The organism is Shewanella sp. 10N.286.52.C2, assembly GCF_002874545.1.
Taxonomy (GTDB): Bacteria; Pseudomonadota; Gammaproteobacteria; order Enterobacterales; family Shewanellaceae; genus Shewanella.
In genome coordinates this window covers 140,955-158,429 of the sequence record NZ_MCTV01000068.1, presented here as the reverse complement: position 1 = coordinate 158,429, position 17,475 = coordinate 140,955, and the positions used below count along the sequence as shown (strand labels likewise).

11 protein-coding genes and 7 tRNA genes are annotated in these 17,475 nt (G+C 41.6%); 1 reads left to right on the top strand and 17 read right to left on the bottom strand.

Features of this window, described 5'->3' with window-relative positions:
• Positions 1-674: 674 nt before the first annotated feature.
• The 13 genes from BCU94_RS18480 to recA all read right to left on the bottom strand — a co-directional run bounded on the left by BCU94_RS18480 (position 675) and on the right by recA (position 10,322).
• The gene (locus BCU94_RS18480; protein ID WP_102438094.1) at positions 675-1,805 is read right to left on the bottom strand and encodes a sodium ion-translocating decarboxylase subunit beta; all 1,131 of its coding nucleotides are present in this window, start codon (positions 1,803-1,805) and stop codon (positions 675-677) included.
• Positions 1,806-1,813: 8 nt separating this feature from the next.
• Positions 1,814-3,601 (bottom strand): sodium-extruding oxaloacetate decarboxylase subunit alpha, encoded by a 1,788-nt coding sequence (gene oadA, locus BCU94_RS18475; protein ID WP_102477191.1) that lies wholly within the window; start codon positions 3,599-3,601, stop codon positions 1,814-1,816.
• A gap of 17 nt (positions 3,602-3,618) precedes the next feature.
• A complete protein-coding gene (locus tag BCU94_RS18470) occupies positions 3,619-3,867 on the bottom strand; it encodes an OadG family transporter subunit (RefSeq protein WP_076542995.1) in 249 nt (82 codons plus the stop codon).
• A 759-nt stretch (positions 3,868-4,626) separates the two neighbouring features.
• Positions 4,627-4,703, bottom strand: a tRNA-Arg gene (locus BCU94_RS18465).
• A gap of 69 nt (positions 4,704-4,772) precedes the next feature.
• Positions 4,773-4,864: transfer RNA gene (locus tag BCU94_RS18460), tRNA-Ser, on the bottom strand.
• 6 nt (positions 4,865-4,870) lie between these two features.
• Positions 4,871-4,947 (bottom strand) — tRNA-Arg (locus BCU94_RS18455).
• Positions 4,948-4,968: 21 nt separating this feature from the next.
• Positions 4,969-5,045: transfer RNA gene (locus tag BCU94_RS18450), tRNA-Arg, on the bottom strand.
• Positions 5,046-5,078: 33 nt separating this feature from the next.
• A tRNA-Arg gene (locus tag BCU94_RS18445) sits at positions 5,079-5,155 on the bottom strand.
• 32 nt (positions 5,156-5,187) lie between these two features.
• Positions 5,188-5,264, bottom strand: a tRNA-Arg gene (locus BCU94_RS18440).
• Positions 5,265-5,285: 21 nt separating this feature from the next.
• Positions 5,286-5,377 (bottom strand) — tRNA-Ser (locus BCU94_RS18435).
• A 226-nt stretch (positions 5,378-5,603) separates the two neighbouring features.
• Positions 5,604-5,807 (bottom strand): carbon storage regulator CsrA, encoded by a 204-nt coding sequence (gene csrA, locus BCU94_RS18430; RefSeq protein WP_076542996.1) that lies wholly within the window; start codon positions 5,805-5,807, stop codon positions 5,604-5,606.
• A 415-nt stretch (positions 5,808-6,222) separates the two neighbouring features.
• Positions 6,223-8,847, bottom strand: a complete 2,625-nt coding sequence (gene alaS / locus BCU94_RS18425; protein ID WP_102438090.1) for an alanine--tRNA ligase — start codon at positions 8,845-8,847, stop codon at positions 6,223-6,225.
• Positions 8,848-9,257: 410 nt separating this feature from the next.
• The gene (gene recA, locus BCU94_RS18420; protein WP_076542998.1) at positions 9,258-10,322 is read right to left on the bottom strand and encodes a recombinase RecA; all 1,065 of its coding nucleotides are present in this window, start codon (positions 10,320-10,322) and stop codon (positions 9,258-9,260) included.
• A gap of 422 nt (positions 10,323-10,744) precedes the next feature.
• Here recA and mutS point away from each other — a divergent pair, with 422 nt between their 5' ends.
• Entirely contained in the window at positions 10,745-13,324 is a 2,580-nt protein-coding gene (gene mutS / locus BCU94_RS18415; RefSeq protein WP_102438088.1) for a DNA mismatch repair protein MutS, read from the top strand.
• A 765-nt stretch (positions 13,325-14,089) separates the two neighbouring features.
• Here the strand turns inward: mutS and rpoS are convergent.
• From rpoS to surE, 4 genes are all read right to left on the bottom strand, one after another.
• Positions 14,090-15,070 (bottom strand): RNA polymerase sigma factor RpoS, encoded by a 981-nt coding sequence (rpoS, locus tag BCU94_RS18410; RefSeq protein WP_102477190.1) that lies wholly within the window; start codon positions 15,068-15,070, stop codon positions 14,090-14,092.
• Between the two features lie 76 nt (positions 15,071-15,146).
• Complete coding sequence (locus BCU94_RS18405) at positions 15,147-16,049, bottom strand: peptidoglycan DD-metalloendopeptidase family protein (protein WP_241905028.1); 903 nt, start codon at positions 16,047-16,049, stop codon at positions 15,147-15,149.
• A gap of 44 nt (positions 16,050-16,093) precedes the next feature.
• Complete coding sequence (locus BCU94_RS18400; protein WP_102438082.1) at positions 16,094-16,729, bottom strand: protein-L-isoaspartate(D-aspartate) O-methyltransferase; 636 nt, start codon at positions 16,727-16,729, stop codon at positions 16,094-16,096.
• Complete coding sequence (gene surE / locus BCU94_RS18395) at positions 16,726-17,475, bottom strand: 5'/3'-nucleotidase SurE (protein WP_102438080.1); 750 nt, start codon at positions 17,473-17,475, stop codon at positions 16,726-16,728. Before surE ends, BCU94_RS18400 begins: the two co-directional genes overlap by 4 nt.

Sequence of the window (17,475 nt, the reverse complement as noted above, 5' to 3'; positions counted from 1 at the left end):
TGCACCAATACTTAGCGCGACCGCAAGCTGTTTAAAAGACGTTTTCCAGTTCATCGTTTATCCCTTTTAAGTTTAAAATGACTTAAAACAAAAAAGGCGCTTTAATTATCCCTAAGGAATAATTAAAGCGCCTTTGCTTTATCGTTAATGTGTTCCATCTTGTCGCTCTGCATAAATATTCAACAAACTGCAGATTAAACCAATAAATAGTCTCAATGACGAGTATTGTTGTCATAGTCCATTCAGTAACCATGCCATAAATGTAAACCTCTGTTATAAATGATTAAATGTGTTTGCAACTGAAAAACCTATTGCCCCTAAGCGTCCGTAACGGTGCAAGATAAAATACTGTTGCACTTTTTTGGGCAGCATTTAACTTTAGACTAGCACCGGAACTTGGGGTTTAGTTGCTGACTGTGTAGGTGATTGCGTATGTGATTGTGATTGTGTATGTGATTGTGTTAGTCGCAGAGTAAATGATTAAGTCATGGCTGTGTCGATAACTAAACCGATAGATAAGCAAATGAAATTGAGCTACCGATATAAAAAAGCCACTTAATCTGGTGATTAAGTGGCTTTTATTTAGCAACTAATGCGAGTAACTAATCTGAATCACTAACTTAAGCTAATTGAGACGCATTAGCTGATGGTTACTCTTGTTGAAACAACTCTGGTTAGCCTAATACCGCAAGTAGTACACCTGCAGCAACAGCACTACCTAATACACCAGCCACGTTTGGCCCCATAGCATGCATCAGCAAGAAGTTTTGGTTATTAGCTTCAAGACCTACCTTGTTAACAACGCGCGCCGCCATCGGCACTGCAGAAACTCCTGCTGCGCCAATCAATGGGTTAACTTTGCCACCAGATAGCTTAGACATGAACTTCGCCATTAATACCCCTGAAGCAGTACCAATACTAAATGCCACGGCACCTAAAATAAGAATACCCAAGGTTTCAATGCGTAAGAACTGTTCTGCCTGTAATTTAGAGCCTACAGCTAAACCTAAAAAGATAGTCACAATATTGATAAGCTCGTTTTGCGCGGTAGAAGATAGTCTATCAACCACGCCAGACTCACGCATTAAGTTACCTAAACAGAACATGCCCACTAAAGGCGACGCCGCTGGTAGGAACAAAATCGTTAGACCGACAACCATCAAGGGAAAGATAATTTTCTCTTTCTTACTGACTTCACGTAGCTGCTCCATTTTGATGCTACGCTCTGACTCATTGGTTAATAGACGCATAATTGGCGGCTGAATTAACGGCACTAATGCCATGTATGAATAAGCTGCAACAGCAATCGCACCTAATAAATCAGGGGCTAGTTTTGAGGCTAAGAAAATCGCAGTTGGACCATCTGCACCACCAATAATCGCAATGGCTGCGGCGTCAGTCATGCTGAACTCAAAACCCGGCACCACATTAAGAGCAATTGCACCTAATAAAGTCGCAAATATCCCGAATTGGGCTGCAGCGCCCAACAATAAGGTTTTTGGGTTAGCGATTAATGCACCAAAATCGGTTAATGCCCCCACGCCCATGAAAATCAGTAATGGAAATATGCCGGTCTCAATGCCCACATGGTAGGCGTACCAAAGTAAGCCGCCTTCTTCAGTGAAACCCGCATTTGGAATATTCGCCAGTATGGCACCAAACCCAATAGGCAATAATAGTAATGGCTCGAAGCCTTTTGCTATTGCGAGATACAGTAATAAACCGCCTATTGCCATCATAAATAATTGATCAAGAGCGAAGTTAGCAATGCCTGTCTCAGACCAAAAGGCCAGTAATCCTTCCATGCTATCTCCTACGCTAATGCTAACAATGGTGAACCAACCGAAACGGCATCACCTTGCTTAACTGAAATATTTTTGATGAAACCTGTTATTGCTGCGCGCACTTCAGTTTCCATTTTCATTGCTTCAAGGATTAACACCACATCACCTTCATTGACGTGATCGCCATCGTTTACCAATACTTTAAAAATATTACCCGACAGCGGTGCATTCATGGTGGCTTTCACTTCATCGCTCACAGGTGCAGCAGCAACAGTTGGAGCAACGGCAGCAGGTGCTGCTGATGTCGGCACGATCTGGCTGATATCGCCTCCTTCGCTTACCTCAACCACAAAGCTTTGTCCTTGCACATTAACAGTGTAGGTTTCAGCGCCTTTTTCAGCTTTAGCCGCAGGCACGGCCATATCATCAGCACTTGGCACTGGCTCAAAGGCATCAGGGTTACCGCGATTAGTCAGGAACTTAAGACCAATTTGATTAAATAGGGCATAGGTCATTACATCATCATCAGTTTCTGCGGCTAATGTAATACCGTCTTTCTTAGCGATGTCAGCAAGCTCGCTGCGAAGCTTATCTAATTCAGGTTCAATTAAATCTGCAGGGCGACAAGTAATAGCCTCTGCGCCATTTAATACCCGTGCTTGCAGCTCGGCATTAACCGGAGCCGGCGTTGCACCGTATTCGCCTTTCAGTACACCTTCGGTTTCTTTAGCTAAGGTTTTATAACGCTCGCCCATTAAGACATTAATCACTGACTGGGTGCCGACAATTTGCGAGGTTGGTGTAACCAATGGCAAAAAGCCAAGATCTTCACGCACACGAGGGATCTCTTCTAACACCTCATCCATTTTATCTGCAGCGCCCTGCTCTTTGAGCTGGTTTTCCATGTTAGTTAACATGCCACCTGGCACTTGTGCACGAAGAATACGTGAATCAATGCCTTTAAGCGCCCCTTCAAAACGGGCATATTTCTTACGTACTTCTCTAAAGTAAGCGGCAATTTCTTCTAATGCTGCCATGTCGTAACCCGTGGCGCGGCCCGAGTCTTCTGCCATAGCAACTAATGTTTCAGTAGCTGAATGGCCATAGGTTTGGCTCATGGTTGAAATCGCGGTATCAAGAATATCAACACCAGCCTCAATGGCTTTTTGATAGGTTGCAGTACTTAAACCCGTTGTAGCATGACAATGCATAGAAACGGTTAAGTCAGTTTGAGATTTTAAACGGCTGATAAGATCATAAGCTTGCATTGGCTTAAGTAAGCCTGCCATATCCTTGATGCACAGTGAGTCACAGCCCATGTCTTCAAGGTTTTTAGCCATATCAACCCAAGTATCCACGTTATGAACTGGGCTACTAGTAAATGAAATCGTACCTTGTGCATGACCGCCGACTTGCTTAACTGCTTTAACCGCAGTTTCTAAGTTACGCACATCATTCATGGCATCGAAAATTCTGAAAACATCAACACCATTGGTATGGGCACGCTCAACAAAGCGGGTCACCACATCATCGGCGTAATGACGATAGCCTAATAAATTCTGACCACGCAATAGCATTTGCTGTGGTGTATTTGGCATCGCCTTTTTCAGCTCTCTGATACGATCCCAAGGGTCTTCGCCTAAATAACGAATACAAGAATCAAACGTAGCACCGCCCCAAGACTCTAAAGACCAAAAACCAATATTATCCAGTAAAGGTGCAATAGGTAACATATCGTCTAAACGTAAGCGCGTGGCTAAAATAGATTGATGGGCGTCTCGTAATACTACATCTGTTAACGCTAAAGGCTTGCTCATGATAACTCCTAAACGATTTAATCTTTGGCACGATACTGGTGAATAGCAGAAGTGATAGCTGCTATTAACTTAGGATCAATTGATGTCGCAGCTGCGGGTACAGGTGTAGGCGCATTAGCAACAACAGGCTGAATGTCTGACTGACATAATCTAGCTACAAGATTAATGCCGATAATTAATATGCTTAAAAATATAAAAACTAAGCTCATCCCCATTATCATCATGCCCAAGGCATCCAATAATTGCTCGGATATTGATGATGTCATAAACCCTCTCTTGTCATTATGTGCAATTAAAAATTGCCCACAGGATCAGTTCCAATGTTTACACGTCAATAACGTCTGCTGAATAAATTGCACCAAAACGATGCGGCATCAACAAAAGGAATAATTATTCATTCAGCATAAGCTGTTTTTATTCCATTAAAATCCACCAGTTCAGCGATTAAACTACCCTGTGATTTTTTACCGACGAAAAATATAACCAACCTATAACAATTAATCCAACACCTTGTAAATTGGTCAGACCAAAATTAATAAGATTAAGCCCACCTTGGTGATAATTCGATAAAAATAGTTCACATATAATGAAGAATCTTCATTTTTGATTACTTTATCAGGAAAATGATAAGGTCATGACAAGATCTATATAAAAAGAGATATCAGAAATAAGAACAGCTATATTCACCAAAATTGTGCAGATGCTCTATTTAGCATAAATATGTAGTGGTTTTTGTAATTTATGGCTCATCATCAAGTTGTAGTTAAAATAAAAGCATACAAAACTAATTAACCAAGCTAAGTACAATTAATCAACTAGAGTGAACCTACTAACCAGCATGACTGAAGGATTTATCCAAATTTTGATGTGGTTCATTTTGACTTAAGATCTAAAGCAGGTTAGCGACATTTGAGTGAGTGTGAAGTAGGTATATTGGCAGGAAAACTTAAAGTCACTTTATATGACTGACTGGATTTTAGGCATAAAAAAAGCCCTGTAGATAACTACAGGGCTTTTTCTAATACTGGTGCGGATGGGAGGATTCGAACCTCCGACCGCCTGGTTCGTAGCCAGGTACTCTATCCAGCTGAGCTACATCCGCAAAATTTTTACTGCCAATCTTTACTCAGTGCTAATTGAGCTTAGTTGCATATTTAAAATATGCAAATAATGGCGGAGAGGGAGGGATTCGAACCCTCGATGGGAGTTAAAGCCCATACTCCCTTAGCAGGGGAGCGCCTTCGGCCACTCGGCCACCTCTCCGAATTATGGTGCGGATGGGAGGATTCGAACCTCCGACCGCCTGGTTCGTAGCCAGGTACTCTATCCAGCTGAGCTACATCCGCATAATTAGGTACTATTTTATATGGTGCGGATGGGAGGATTCGAACCTCCGACCGCCTGGTTCGTAGCCAGGTACTCTATCCAGCTGAGCTACATCCGCATATATAAAATTTACAGCTTTTAAATTATTTAATGGTGCGGATGGGAGGATTCGAACCTCCGACCGCCTGGTTCGTAGCCAGGTACTCTATCCAGCTGAGCTACATCCGCTCATTAAAAAATTTAAACACAACAATAGAAAATGGTGCGGATGGGAGGATTCGAACCTCCGACCGCCTGGTTCGTAGCCAGGTACTCTATCCAGCTGAGCTACATCCGCATCGTTTACTATTTTAAGAAATGGCGGAGAGGGAGGGATTCGAACCCTCGATGGGAGTTAAAGCCCATACTCCCTTAGCAGGGGAGCGCCTTCGGCCACTCGGCCACCTCTCCGTTTCTTGGCGCACATATTACTGTTTGCCGAAAATAAGTCAAACCTTTTTCAGCATCTTATATTCATTTGAACTGTTTTTGAGCACATTGATGAGTTAAGCCACAATTATCATCAATTCATTTAAAAAATTTGTATTTTTTTTAGCAAACAATCTTAAATAGTCTAAAAACAATAAAGCCAGCTTTCGCTGGCTTTATTGGTAAATCGCAAACAATGTCTGATATATCAGAAATTGCCACCATCTTCTGGTGTAACGTTGCCAGATTTTTCAGACTGGATACGTTGATAAATTTCTTCGCGATGAACTGATACTTCTTTAGGTGCATTCACACCGATACGTACTTGGTTACCTTTTACACCTAGTACAGTAACAGTCACTTCATCACCTATCATTAATGTTTCGCCAACACGGCGAGTCAAAATCAGCATTCGATTGCTCCTTTAGTCCAATCAGCATACACCAGCTTCTATCCGTAATATGCGCGTTTAATAATGTTAGCTTAATACAAATCATTAGTGACGACACTAAATCAATAAAACTTTTAAGCTTTTTACCCCAAAAAAAAGAAAAAACGTATTCCTGCGGCCTGATTATTTCAAGTTGATAACATTTAAAGGCTATTCTTTAAACAAAAGCAAAACAGGTAATTTAATAAATTGCTGCTTATGCGTACAAAAAAAGCATAAAAGTTGCTTCAATTTAGAATTATAGTAGCTTGAGTCAAAAAAGCGTAAAAAATGATACCTAAGAATGCTTTATAAGCTTGCCGAACCACTATCTCAAAGCTCAACCTAATACTCAAGCCATAAAATGCCGTAAACACCTTATGGCTTAAGTTGTCAGTTAGCCTAAACGTTCGCTGAGCCATGGTTGAACTAAGGCTAATGCTGCATCTAAGTTCTCTGGTTGTGTTCCGCCAGCTTGGGCCATATCAGGGCGCCCACCACCTTTACCGCCAACCTGCTGTGCTACCATAGCCACAAGTTCACCAGCTTTAACCTTACCGACAAGATCTTTGCTCACACCAGCAATCAAGTTAACCTTTGCATCGCCAGCAATACCGAGCACGATAATTGATGACGGTAACTTTTGCTTCAGCTCATCTTGCAAGCCTCGTAAAGATTTAGGGTCCACACCTTCAAGCTTTTTAACTAATACCTTGATGCCGTTCATCTCAACAGCTTCACCAGCAATATCGGCACTGGCTGCTGCAGCTAACTTATCTTTTAGCTGCGACATTTCTTTCTCAAGGGATTTTACTTTATCAAGCTGTGCTTTTAATTTCGCTACAACAGAGGCTGAATCTGACTTAAGCAAACTTGCCGCTTGTTCAAGTTGAGATTGCTGCTCAGCAACATAAGCCATTGCTGCGGCACCCGTTACCGCTTCAATACGGCGAATACCTGCTGCAATACCACCTTCTGAAGTGATTTTGAATAAACCAATATCACCAGTACGGCCAACATGAGTACCACCACAAAGCTCGATAGAGAAGTCACCCATGGTAACCACACGCACTTCGCTGTCATACTTTTCGCCAAACAACGCCATTGCGCCCTGCTCTTTGGCTTCATCAATCCCCATAACCGCAGTTTTTAATTCATGGTTACGACGAATTTGAGTATTAACCATGTCTTCAACTTGCTTAAGTTCTGCTGCGGTGACCGCTTCAAAGTGAGCAAAGTCAAAACGTAAACGCTCAGGGTTAACTAATGACCCTTTTTGATTTACATGGCTACCCAGTACATTACGTAGTGCTGCATGTAATAAATGGGTCACTGAATGGTTAAGCTGAGTACGATGACGAAGTTTTTTATCGACTTCAGCGCTAACGCTATCACCAACATTTAAAACACCAGCAACTAACTTGCCTTGATGACCGAAAGCTTGACCAAAAATTTGAGTATCGGTCACAGCAAAATTAGCATCATTAACTGTTAAATGGCCTTTGTCGCCAACTTGACCGCCAGACTCAGCGTAAAACGGCGTATTATCTAATACAATGACCGCTTCTTGATCTGCCGTTAATGAATCAACTGCATTACCTTCTACATATATAGCTGTAATTTTACCTTGACCATTTAGCTCGCTATAACCGCAAAACTCGGTTTCACCTTCAATTTTAAGGCCTGCATTGTAATCAGTGCCAAAATTGCCAGCCGCTTGTGCTCGGCTGCGCTGCTCAGCCATTGCCGCTTCAAATCCTGCTTCATCAACGGTGATATCACGCTCACGACATACATCCGCGGTTAAGTCGACAGGGAAGCCATAGGTGTCATAAAGTTTAAATGCTGTTTCACCATCTAAAATATTAGCTTCAAGTGCATTAAGGGCTGCATCTAAAATACCTAGGCCACGCTCTAGCGTTCTAGCAAACTGCTCTTCTTCGGCTTTTAAAGACTTTTCAACAATTGCTTTAGCATCAACAAGGCCTTTAGCTGCATCGCCCATCACTTCAATTAATGTTGGCACTAATTTGTAGAAGAAGGTATCTGTCGCGCCAAGCTTGTTACCATGACGCACTGCGCGGCGAATAATACGGCGTAGTACATAGCCGCGGCCTTCATTTGACGGCATTACACCGTCAGCAATTAAAAATGCACAAGAGCGAATATGATCGGCAATAACCCGTAAAGATTTATTTTCTAAATCTTGGACACCAATGATTTCAGCCGTTTTAGCAATAAGCTGTTTGAAAATATCGATTTCATAGTTTGAATGTACGCCTTGCATAATCGCAGCAATACGCTCAATACCCATACCAGTATCAACAGAAGGTTTTGGTAATGGCTTCATTTCGCCGTCAGCTTGACGGTTATATTGCATGAATACGATATTCCAGATTTCAATGAAACGATCGCCATCTTCTTCTGGAGTACCAGGGCGACCGCCCCAGATATGCTCGCCATGATCATAAAATATTTCAGAACATGGGCCACAAGGACCTGTGTCACCCATTTGCCAGAAGTTATCAGACGCATAAGGTGCACCTTTATTATCACCAATGCGGATAATATTTTCAGGGGCGACACCAATTTTGTTAGTCCAGATATCAAACGCTTCATCATCAGTTTCATAGATGGTGACGCATAAACGCTCGGTTGGAAGCTTTAATGTTTCAGTTAAAAAGCGCCATGCATAGCTAATGGCTTCTTCTTTGAAGTAATCACCAAAACTGAAGTTACCTAACATTTCAAAGAAGGTATGGTGACGAGCGGTGTAACCTACATTATCAAGGTCGTTATGTTTACCACCAGCACGTACACAGCGTTGCGATGTTGTCGCTCGGGTATAGCTACGCTTTTCTTGACCTAAAAAACAGTCTTTAAACTGATTCATACCGGCATTGGTGAATAGTAAAGTTGGGTCATTGTGAGGTACTAAAGAGCTACTATCGACAACTTGATGTTCGTTGTGACGAAAAAACTCTAGGAAAGCACTTCTTAGTTCTGCGGTAGTTTGAAACATGAAATCGCCCTAAAATGGATAAATCGTATTTATCAGGAAGCTGTTAGTCAGCGCTAAATTGCCAACATTATATACTTAAACAAACTATAGGTGCGACATTCTAGGGCAATAGATTGGCTATTTTAGGCTGGAATTTAACGATTTTGATCATCGAATATTTGATTGATTGTGCAATATAGCCATATTTATGGGTAATCAAAAAATTACCGCAACTAAAACAGCTAACAAAACGGCTAACAAGAGTGGCTATAAAGCTAATTGATAGGCGCTGTTAAGCTTCATTAGCGTAACTGCAAAATATAGCCTCTGACAGATATGAGTTACATACTGAGCAAAATTGGATAAAAAAAGCGGCGAGCATATAGCTCACCGCGATTTAATAATTCTAACTACTAATACCTAGCAAAGGCTTAAAACACTTCACCGGTTTCTAAATCGATGTTTTCATCGGGTTTAGCAGGGGCGGCATCTTTTTCTTTATCTTTACTAAGCAATAATTCACGTAATGCAGTTTCGATCTCTTCAGCCGCAGCAGGGTTTTCAATTAGGTACTTACCGGCATTTGCACGGCCTTGACCAATCTTGCCGCCTTTGTAGCTATACCAAGCACCAGCTTTTTCAACAAGCTTATGCGCCACACCTAAATCAACTAGCTCACCAGTACGGTTAATACCCTTACCGTACAAGATTTGGAATTCAGCTTGCCTAAATGGCGCTGCAATTTTGTTTTTAACCACTTTAACTCGGGTTTCGTTACCAACCACCTGATCGCCATCTTTGATTGCACCTGTACGGCGAATATCCAAACGCACTGAGGCGTAAAACTTAAGTGCATTACCACCTGTTGTAGTTTCTGGGTTACCGAACATCACACCAATTTTCATACGAATTTGGTTAATGAAAATCAATAGCGTGTTTGATTGCTTAAGGTTACCAGCAAGTTTACGCATTGCTTGGCTCATCATACGAGCAGCAAGGCCCATGTGTGAGTCACCAATTTCACCTTCAATTTCAGCTTTTGGTGTTAATGCCGCCACTGAATCGACAATGATCACATCAACGGCGCCAGAACGAGTTAAGGCATCACAAATCTCTAGTGCTTGTTCACCCGTATCTGGTTGCGAACAAAGTAGGTTATCAATATCAACACCAAGGTTTTTAGCATAGATAGGATCAAGAGCATGCTCAGCATCGATAAACGCACAGGTTTTACCTTGACGCTGTGCTGCTGCAATCACTTCTAAGGTTAAGGTTGTTTTACCTGATGACTCAGGACCGTAGATTTCTACGATTCGCCCCATAGGTAAACCACCAGCACCCAAGGCAACATCCAATGAAAGTGAGCCAGTAGAAATGGTTTCAACATCCATTGTGCGGTCTGCGCCCAACTTCATGATTGAACCTTTACCAAATTGCTTCTCAATTTGACCTAACACGGCATTCAGTGCTTTCTCTTTATTTGGATCTGCTTTCATTGTGATTATCCCTCTAAGCGAACTCATCTCATTGGCGAGATTGATAACGAATAAATTTGTCTGTTTCTTAATATGAGCTCAGTATACTGTATAATCATACAGTATCAATAGTTACTCAAAAAAAAATTGCAAAACCACTAATAAACAAGGTTTTTCAATATCAATATCAATACCTTATAAGTAAAAATATAATTAAACCTTCTACACCACTGTATATAAAGACTACTGTATACAGTGGTTTCAATATGTTAACCATCTGACAAATAAGCCAATAGTTATACTCTTTCAACTCGATAATAGCAGTTCAGAACCGCGCTAAATGAGTAACTCTATTGGGATTCAAATCAATTATTGCTAAGATGAGCGCCGATTAGTATTGGTCTTTTTTCCGATCCCCAAGCCATATTTAGAGCAACAAATTAATGACAGCAATTGAAAATCCAAATTTAGAAAAGCACACTCCGATGATGCGCCAATATTTGACGCTTAAAGCGCAGCATCCCGATATGTTGTTGTTTTATCGTATGGGAGATTTTTATGAATTATTTTATGAAGATGCCAAACTTGCTTCTGAATTTTTAGGAATTTCGTTGACCGCTAGAGGCAAAAGTGGTGGTAATGCCATCCCTATGGCAGGTATTCCCTACCACTCTGTTGAAGGCTATTTGGCTAAATTAGTCCAAATTGGTCAATCAGCAGCTATTTGTGAACAAATTGGCGATCCTGCTACAAGTAAAGGTCCGGTTGAGCGCAAAGTTGTCCGTATAGTAACGCCTGGCACCTTAACTGATGAAGCCTTACTGCAAGAGCGTCAAGACAATCTGTTAGCTGCGGTTTATCAAGGTAAAAATGGTTTCGGCTACTCAACTTTAGATGTGTCATCAGGGCGTTTCGTGGTAGTCGAATTAGAAAACGCTGAGACATTAGAAGCTGAATTACAACGCACCAGCCCTGCAGAGCTACTTTACAGCGAAGACTTAGTCGATGTGCATTTAATTGAAAACATTAAAGGTATTCGTCGCCGCCCAGAATGGGAATTTGATTACGATACCAGCATACAGCTATTGCTGGAGCAATTTGGCACGAAAGATTTACATGGCTTTGGCATTACAGATGCTCGCTTATCACTGCAAGCTGCTGGCTGCTTAATGCAATATGTCAAAGACACCCAAAAGACAGCTTTGCCGCACATCAATAGCATTACCCTTTTTAATCAAGCTGATACTATCATTTTAGATGCTGCGACCAGACGCAACCTTGAATTAACTTTGAACCTGTCGGGCCAGCGTGACAATACACTTGCTTGGGTGCTAGATAAGACGGCAACACCTATGGGCAGTCGAATGCTGCAACGCTGGATCCACCAACCATTAAGAAACCAGCAGCATATTCATCAGCGCCAACAAGCGGTTGCCGAGCTAATTGATAGCGGTTTGTATGCCGACTTACACCAACAACTGAAAGCTTTAGGTGATATCGAGCGCATTATGGCAAGGCTTGCCATAAGAAGTGCACGACCACGTGATTTTGCCCGTTTACGCCAAGCATTAGAATTGCTGCCTGAAATCCAGCAAACCTTAAGCCATTGTCAGCAAGATGAACTGAAGACTCTGGCGCGAAAACTGGGAGAATTCCCTGAGCAGCAACAGCTTTTAGCCTCAGCGATTGTTGATAATCCACCCATGCTTATTCGTGATGGTGGAGTCATTAAAACTGGCTATAACGCCGAGCTTGATGAGTGGCGCGGTTTAAGTGAAGGCGCTAATGACTATTTAGTGCAAATGGAGCTGCGAGAAAAAGAGCAAACAGGCATTAATTCCCTTAAAGTCGGCTATAACCGTGTGCACGGTTATTATATTGAAGTCAGCCGCCTACAATCTGATCAAGTGCCGTTAAGCTATCAACGCCGTCAAACCTTAAAAAATACTGAACGTTATATCACCCCAGAACTTAAAGAGTACGAAGAAAAAGTACTTTCAAGTCAGGGCAAGGCGTTGGCCATTGAGAAAAAACTATGGGAAGAACTGTTTGATTTATTACTACCGAAACTACATGAGTTACAGCTATTTGCTCAGTCCGCAGCAGAGTTGGATGTATTAAGTAATTTCGCCGAACGAGCTGAAACCCTTGGCTATAATTGCCCGCAAATCACTCACGAGATTGGTATTCATATTGAAGCTGGTCGCCATCCGGTAGTAGAGCTAGTCAGCCAAAGTCCATTCATTGCCAACCCGGTGCAATTAGCACCTTCAAGAAGAATGCTAGTGGTTACTGGCCCTAATATGGGCGGTAAATCGACTTACATGCGCCAAGTGGCATTAATCACCTTAATGGCACATATCGGCAGCTTTGTTCCGGCACAAAAAGCAGTGATAGGTCCAATAGATAGAATATTTACCCGTATTGGTGCTTCCGATGATTTAGCATCAGGGCGCTCAACCTTCATGGTAGAAATGACTGAAACCGCCAATATTTTACATAACGCAACGGCCAAAAGTTTAGTGTTAATGGATGAAATTGGCCGCGGCACCTCAACCTATGATGGTTTATCTTTAGCCTGGTCAGCGGCAGAATACTTAGCCGAAAAAGTGGCGGCATTAACGCTATTTGCCACCCATTACTTTGAACTGACTCAATTGCCGGAACAGATCCCATCAGCAGCGAATGTGCACTTAGATGCTATCGAACATGGTGACACTATTGCCTTTATGCATGCAGTGCAAGATGGCGCGGCAAGTAAGAGCTATGGTTTACAGGTGGCCTCTTTAGCGGGTGTTCCAGCCCATGTGATCAAAGCGGCTAAACAAAAACTGCATATGCTAGAAAGTAGAGATTTGGCCAATAGCCAGCAAATGCCAATTCAAGAAGCATTAAATTTATCTATCCCTGAAGCTGAAGCGAATGCTGCGACTGAAAAACTCAGTCAAATCAATCCTGATGATTACAGCCCTAAACAAGCACTTGATATGCTTTATGAACTAAAAAGGCTATCAAACTTGTAAGTGATGAGCGCAATTGTGCTCAGTGTAACATCTGAATGGGCTGTTTATCACAGCCCATTCACTACAATAATTACTCCCCTTAACTAACACTTAGAACCTAAAGTCAATCCTGATGATTACTGCTCTAAACAAGCACTTGATATGCTTTATGAACTAAAAAGGCTATCAAACTTGTAAATGATGAGCGCAATTGTGCTCAGTGTAAAATCTGAATGGGCTATTTAAAACGGCCCATTCATTACAATAATTAGTCCCCTTAACTAACACTTAGAACCTAAAGTCAATCCTGATGATTACTGCTCTAAACAAGCAATTGATATGCTTTATGAACTAAAAAGGCTATCAAACTTGTAAATGATGAGCGCAATTGTGCTCAGTGTAAAATCTGAATGGGCTGTTTATCACGGCCCATTCATTACAATAATTAGTCCCCTTAACTAACACTTAGAACCTAAAATCAATCCTGATGATTACTGCTCTAAACAAGCAATTGATATGCTTTATGGACTAAAAAGGCTATCAAACTTGTAAATGATGAGCGCAATTGTGCTCAGTGTAAAATCTGAATGGGCTGTTTATCACGGCCCATTCATTACAATTATAATGATTAAGTACTCATAACTAATACTTAGAACCTAGCTTCATTAACTATCATAATGCTCAGGCTCTATAAAAGTGAGTAAAAAAAAGCCAACAAAAAAGGACAACTCGTGTCCTCAAAGGTAAATAACCCTAAGCGTAAATTAATCGCTTAAAAGGTTGGCGTTAATTTCTAAATAACGCTTCGACTGATAGGCCTTGTGCCCCTAATACATCTTTCAAACGCTTTAACGCTTCGACTTGAATTTGACGCACACGTTCCCGTGTTAAGCCAATTTCAGCCCCTACGTTTTCTAACGTCGATGGTTCATAACCTAATAAACCAAAACGTCGTGCTAATACTTCTCTTTGCTTAGTATTTAGCTCATTTAACCAACCGACAATTGAATTAGATAAGTCTTCATCCTGTACTTTATAATCTGGTCCAACTGAATCATCATCTGCAATAACATCTAACAATGCTTTATCGTTATCCCCGCCTAGTGGGGTATCTACAGAGGTGATTTTTTCGTTTAGTTTTAGCATTCGACTGACATCGCTAGTAGAGACATCTAATTTGTCTGCGATTTCTTCTGCCGTCGGCTCATGATCAAGTTTTTGCGCAAGCTGTCTTGCCGTTCGCAAGTATACATTAAGCTCTTTAACCACATGAATAGGCAAACGAATGGTCCGAGTTTGATTCATGATCGCTCTTTCGATGGTTTGTCTAATCCACCAAGTCGCGTAGGTTGAAAAACGAAACCCTCTTTCCGGATCAAACTTTTCGACTGCTCGAATAAGCCCTAGATTACCTTCTTCGATAAGATCCAGTAATGCTAATCCTCGGTTGTTATACCTTCTGGCAATTTTTACGACCAATCTTAGATTACTTTCTATCATGCGGTTACGAGACTTCTCGCAGCCTTTGAGTGCTTTACGTGAAAAGAAGACTTCTTCTTCTGCACTAAGCAAAGGGGAAAAACCGATCTCACCTAAATATAGTTGAGTGGCGTCAAGATTCTTCTGAAGATCATCTTGAACTTGTTGGTCAATGTCGGATTGCTGTGCTGGCTTGGCATTTTTTGCCTCCTTCAGCGCAATCTCTTGTGGTTGTTTAGCTAAATCCATAAGCTCTTCTGCTACCGCAGTATTTTGTTTCTGGCTCATATGGTGCTCTCCCAAACCGGATAAAAATTAAGTTATTTTCGTGCGCGTATCCTCCGTTTTAATGTGAACTAAACAGTTAACGTTTAGGTAAATAATTTAATGGGTTTACTGACTTACCATGGAGACGAATTTCAAAATGCAACATCACCTGATTAGTCCCTGTACTACCCATTTTCGCAACTGTCTGTCCAGCATTTACATATTGCTTTTCTTTGACCAATATTGCATCTGCATGAGCATAAGCACTTAAATAATCATCATTGTGTTTAATAATGACCAAATTGCCATAGCCCCGAAGTGCATTACCTGCATAAACAACTCTTCCATCAGCTGCAGCCTTGATAATATCGCCTCTGGAACCAGCGATTTTTATGCCTTGATTGCCCTGCTGAGTACTAGAGAAATAACCTACAATCTTACCTTTTGTCGGCCAGTTCCACTGACTTACTTTATCTGGCAAGGTTGAAACAGATTTTTTCGCTATTTGAACCGTTTTGTCTTGGGTAGTTTTTACAGAATACGCAGGCTTAGCTTTGTGATCAAGCTCTTTTTTTGTACTATTTTGATTTGTCGTTGTCGCTGGCTTTTTTTGTGCTGAAGTTTGTTTTGCAACCGTTTTATTAGCAGGCTTTGACTTGGTGTTCGCTACAGCGACCGGTTTTGGTGCAGGCTTGGCTGCAGGCTTAGTGCGCTGTGGCTTGGTGAGTTTTAATGTTTGTCCTGGATAGATGGTATAAGGTGCTTTTAAGCCATTATATTGAGCGATTTTATTAAAATCTTGCCCAGCGCCCCATGAAATTGAGTAAAGAGTATCACCGCGTTTTACCTTGTAACTGCCAGAGGTAATAGAGCCTTTATTAAATTTTTGACCAGCATTACTCGAAATACTCATAACGGGTGCAGGGTTGTGAGCTTGAAAGCTACACCCTGAAATAAACAGCAGTAAAATTGTAACCCAAGGCCAATTACGACACTTCAACATTGTCTCCATCATACTTTTGAAATATCGCCCTTGCATCACTGTTAAGCTAAGTCGCCATTGATTAACGGTACAAACTTAACCGCTTCGATAATTTGTGATTGAAACTCATTTTGTTTACGAGTGATTTTTAATAACTGCTGCGAGTCTTCGCCAACAGGGATCACTAGCACGCCGTCTTCAGCCAGTTGCGCCAATAATGCTTCAGGTACCGATGCTGCAGCTGCTGTTACCATAATGGCATCAAATGGGCCTTTATTGGTCCAACCTTTCCAACCGTCACCATATTTAAAAGACACATTATGTAAATCTAAGCGCTTTAAACGTTGTCTCGCTTGAATTTGTAGCGCCTTGATCCGCTCAATTGTGCAAAGCTGAGGTACCAGTTGCGCTAAAATCGCTGCCTGGTAACCTGAACCAGTACCAATTTCAAGCACTCTAGCAGGGTTATGTTGTAGTAATAACTCCGTCATTCTAGCGACAATATAAGGCTGAGAGATAGTTTGGCCTTGCCCAATAGGTAAAGCGGTATTCTCGTAAGCTTTATGGGCTAATGCCCCATCGAGAAATAACTCCCTTGGGGTATTTGATACCGCCTGCAACACAGTGTGATTACGGATCCCTGCTTCATGCAGTTTTTTGGCTAAATTAAGGGCAACAGTTGAAGCTACCTGGCTCATAGTTTATTAATCCAGTTTTCTAAGTCAGCAAGCTGATCATACGCAGTTAAGTCGACCGTTAGCGGAGTAATTGAAACATAACCTTGTTCAACTGTACCAAAGTCTGTATCAGCGCTAGCATCTTGTTCTTTGCCCGGAGGCCCAAGCCAATATATATCTCTTCCTGCAGGATCTTGAGTTTTGATCATGCCTTCAGCTTTATGTCTTGAGCCTAAGCGAGTAATTCTCATGCCTTTGATTTGTTCTAGCGGTAAATCGGGCACATTTACATTTAATATTTGATCGTTATTAATAGGATGCTCAAGTAAACCTTGCACTATTTTAGCGGCATAGATTGCTGCACTATCGTAATGACGTAATTCTTTGCCCACTAATGATACCGCTATCGCAGGTAGGCCTAAAAAGCGTCCTTCCATTGCTGCGGCTACCGTACCTGAGTACAGGGTATCATCACCCATATTCGCCCCAGCATTAATGCCTGACACCACAATATCAGGCTCTACTGGACATAATTCTCTAATGGCTAAATGGACACAATCTGACGGTGTGCCATTGACAGCAATAGCGCCATTTTCTAAGTTATTAATTCTTAATGGATTAGTCAAGGTCAAAGAATTACTGGCTGCTGAACAATTCCTATCAGGCGCCACGACTAACACATTAGCAATTTTGGTTAACTCTGCCGCTAGGGCTTTGATCCCTGGAGCTGTAACGCCGTCATCATTGCTGACCAATATGTTAATCAT

Bases quoted from the DNA above. Each gene is read 5' to 3' on its own strand.
- surE (WP_102438080.1), bottom strand. From the start codon at position 17,475: ATGATTAACATATTGGTCAGCAATGATGACGGCGTTACAGCTCCAGGG.
- BCU94_RS18480 (WP_102438094.1), bottom strand. From the start codon at position 1,805: ATGGAAGGATTACTGGCCTTTTGGTCTGAGACAGGCATTGCTAACTTC.
- recA (WP_076542998.1), bottom strand. From the start codon at position 10,322: ATGAAAGCAGATCCAAATAAAGAGAAAGCACTGAATGCCGTGTTAGGT.
- alaS (WP_102438090.1), bottom strand. From the start codon at position 8,847: ATGTTTCAAACTACCGCAGAACTAAGAAGTGCTTTCCTAGAGTTTTTT.
- rpoS (WP_102477190.1), bottom strand. From the start codon at position 15,070: ATGAGCCAGAAACAAAATACTGCGGTAGCAGAAGAGCTTATGGATTTA.
- mutS (WP_102438088.1), top strand. From the start codon at position 10,745: ATGACAGCAATTGAAAATCCAAATTTAGAAAAGCACACTCCGATGATG.
- BCU94_RS18400 (WP_102438082.1), bottom strand. From the start codon at position 16,729: ATGAGCCAGGTAGCTTCAACTGTTGCCCTTAATTTAGCCAAAAAACTG.
- csrA (WP_076542996.1), bottom strand. From the start codon at position 5,807: ATGCTGATTTTGACTCGCCGTGTTGGCGAAACATTAATGATAGGTGAT.
- BCU94_RS18470 (WP_076542995.1), bottom strand. From the start codon at position 3,867: ATGACATCATCAATATCCGAGCAATTATTGGATGCCTTGGGCATGATG.
- oadA (WP_102477191.1), bottom strand. From the start codon at position 3,601: ATGAGCAAGCCTTTAGCGTTAACAGATGTAGTATTACGAGACGCCCAT.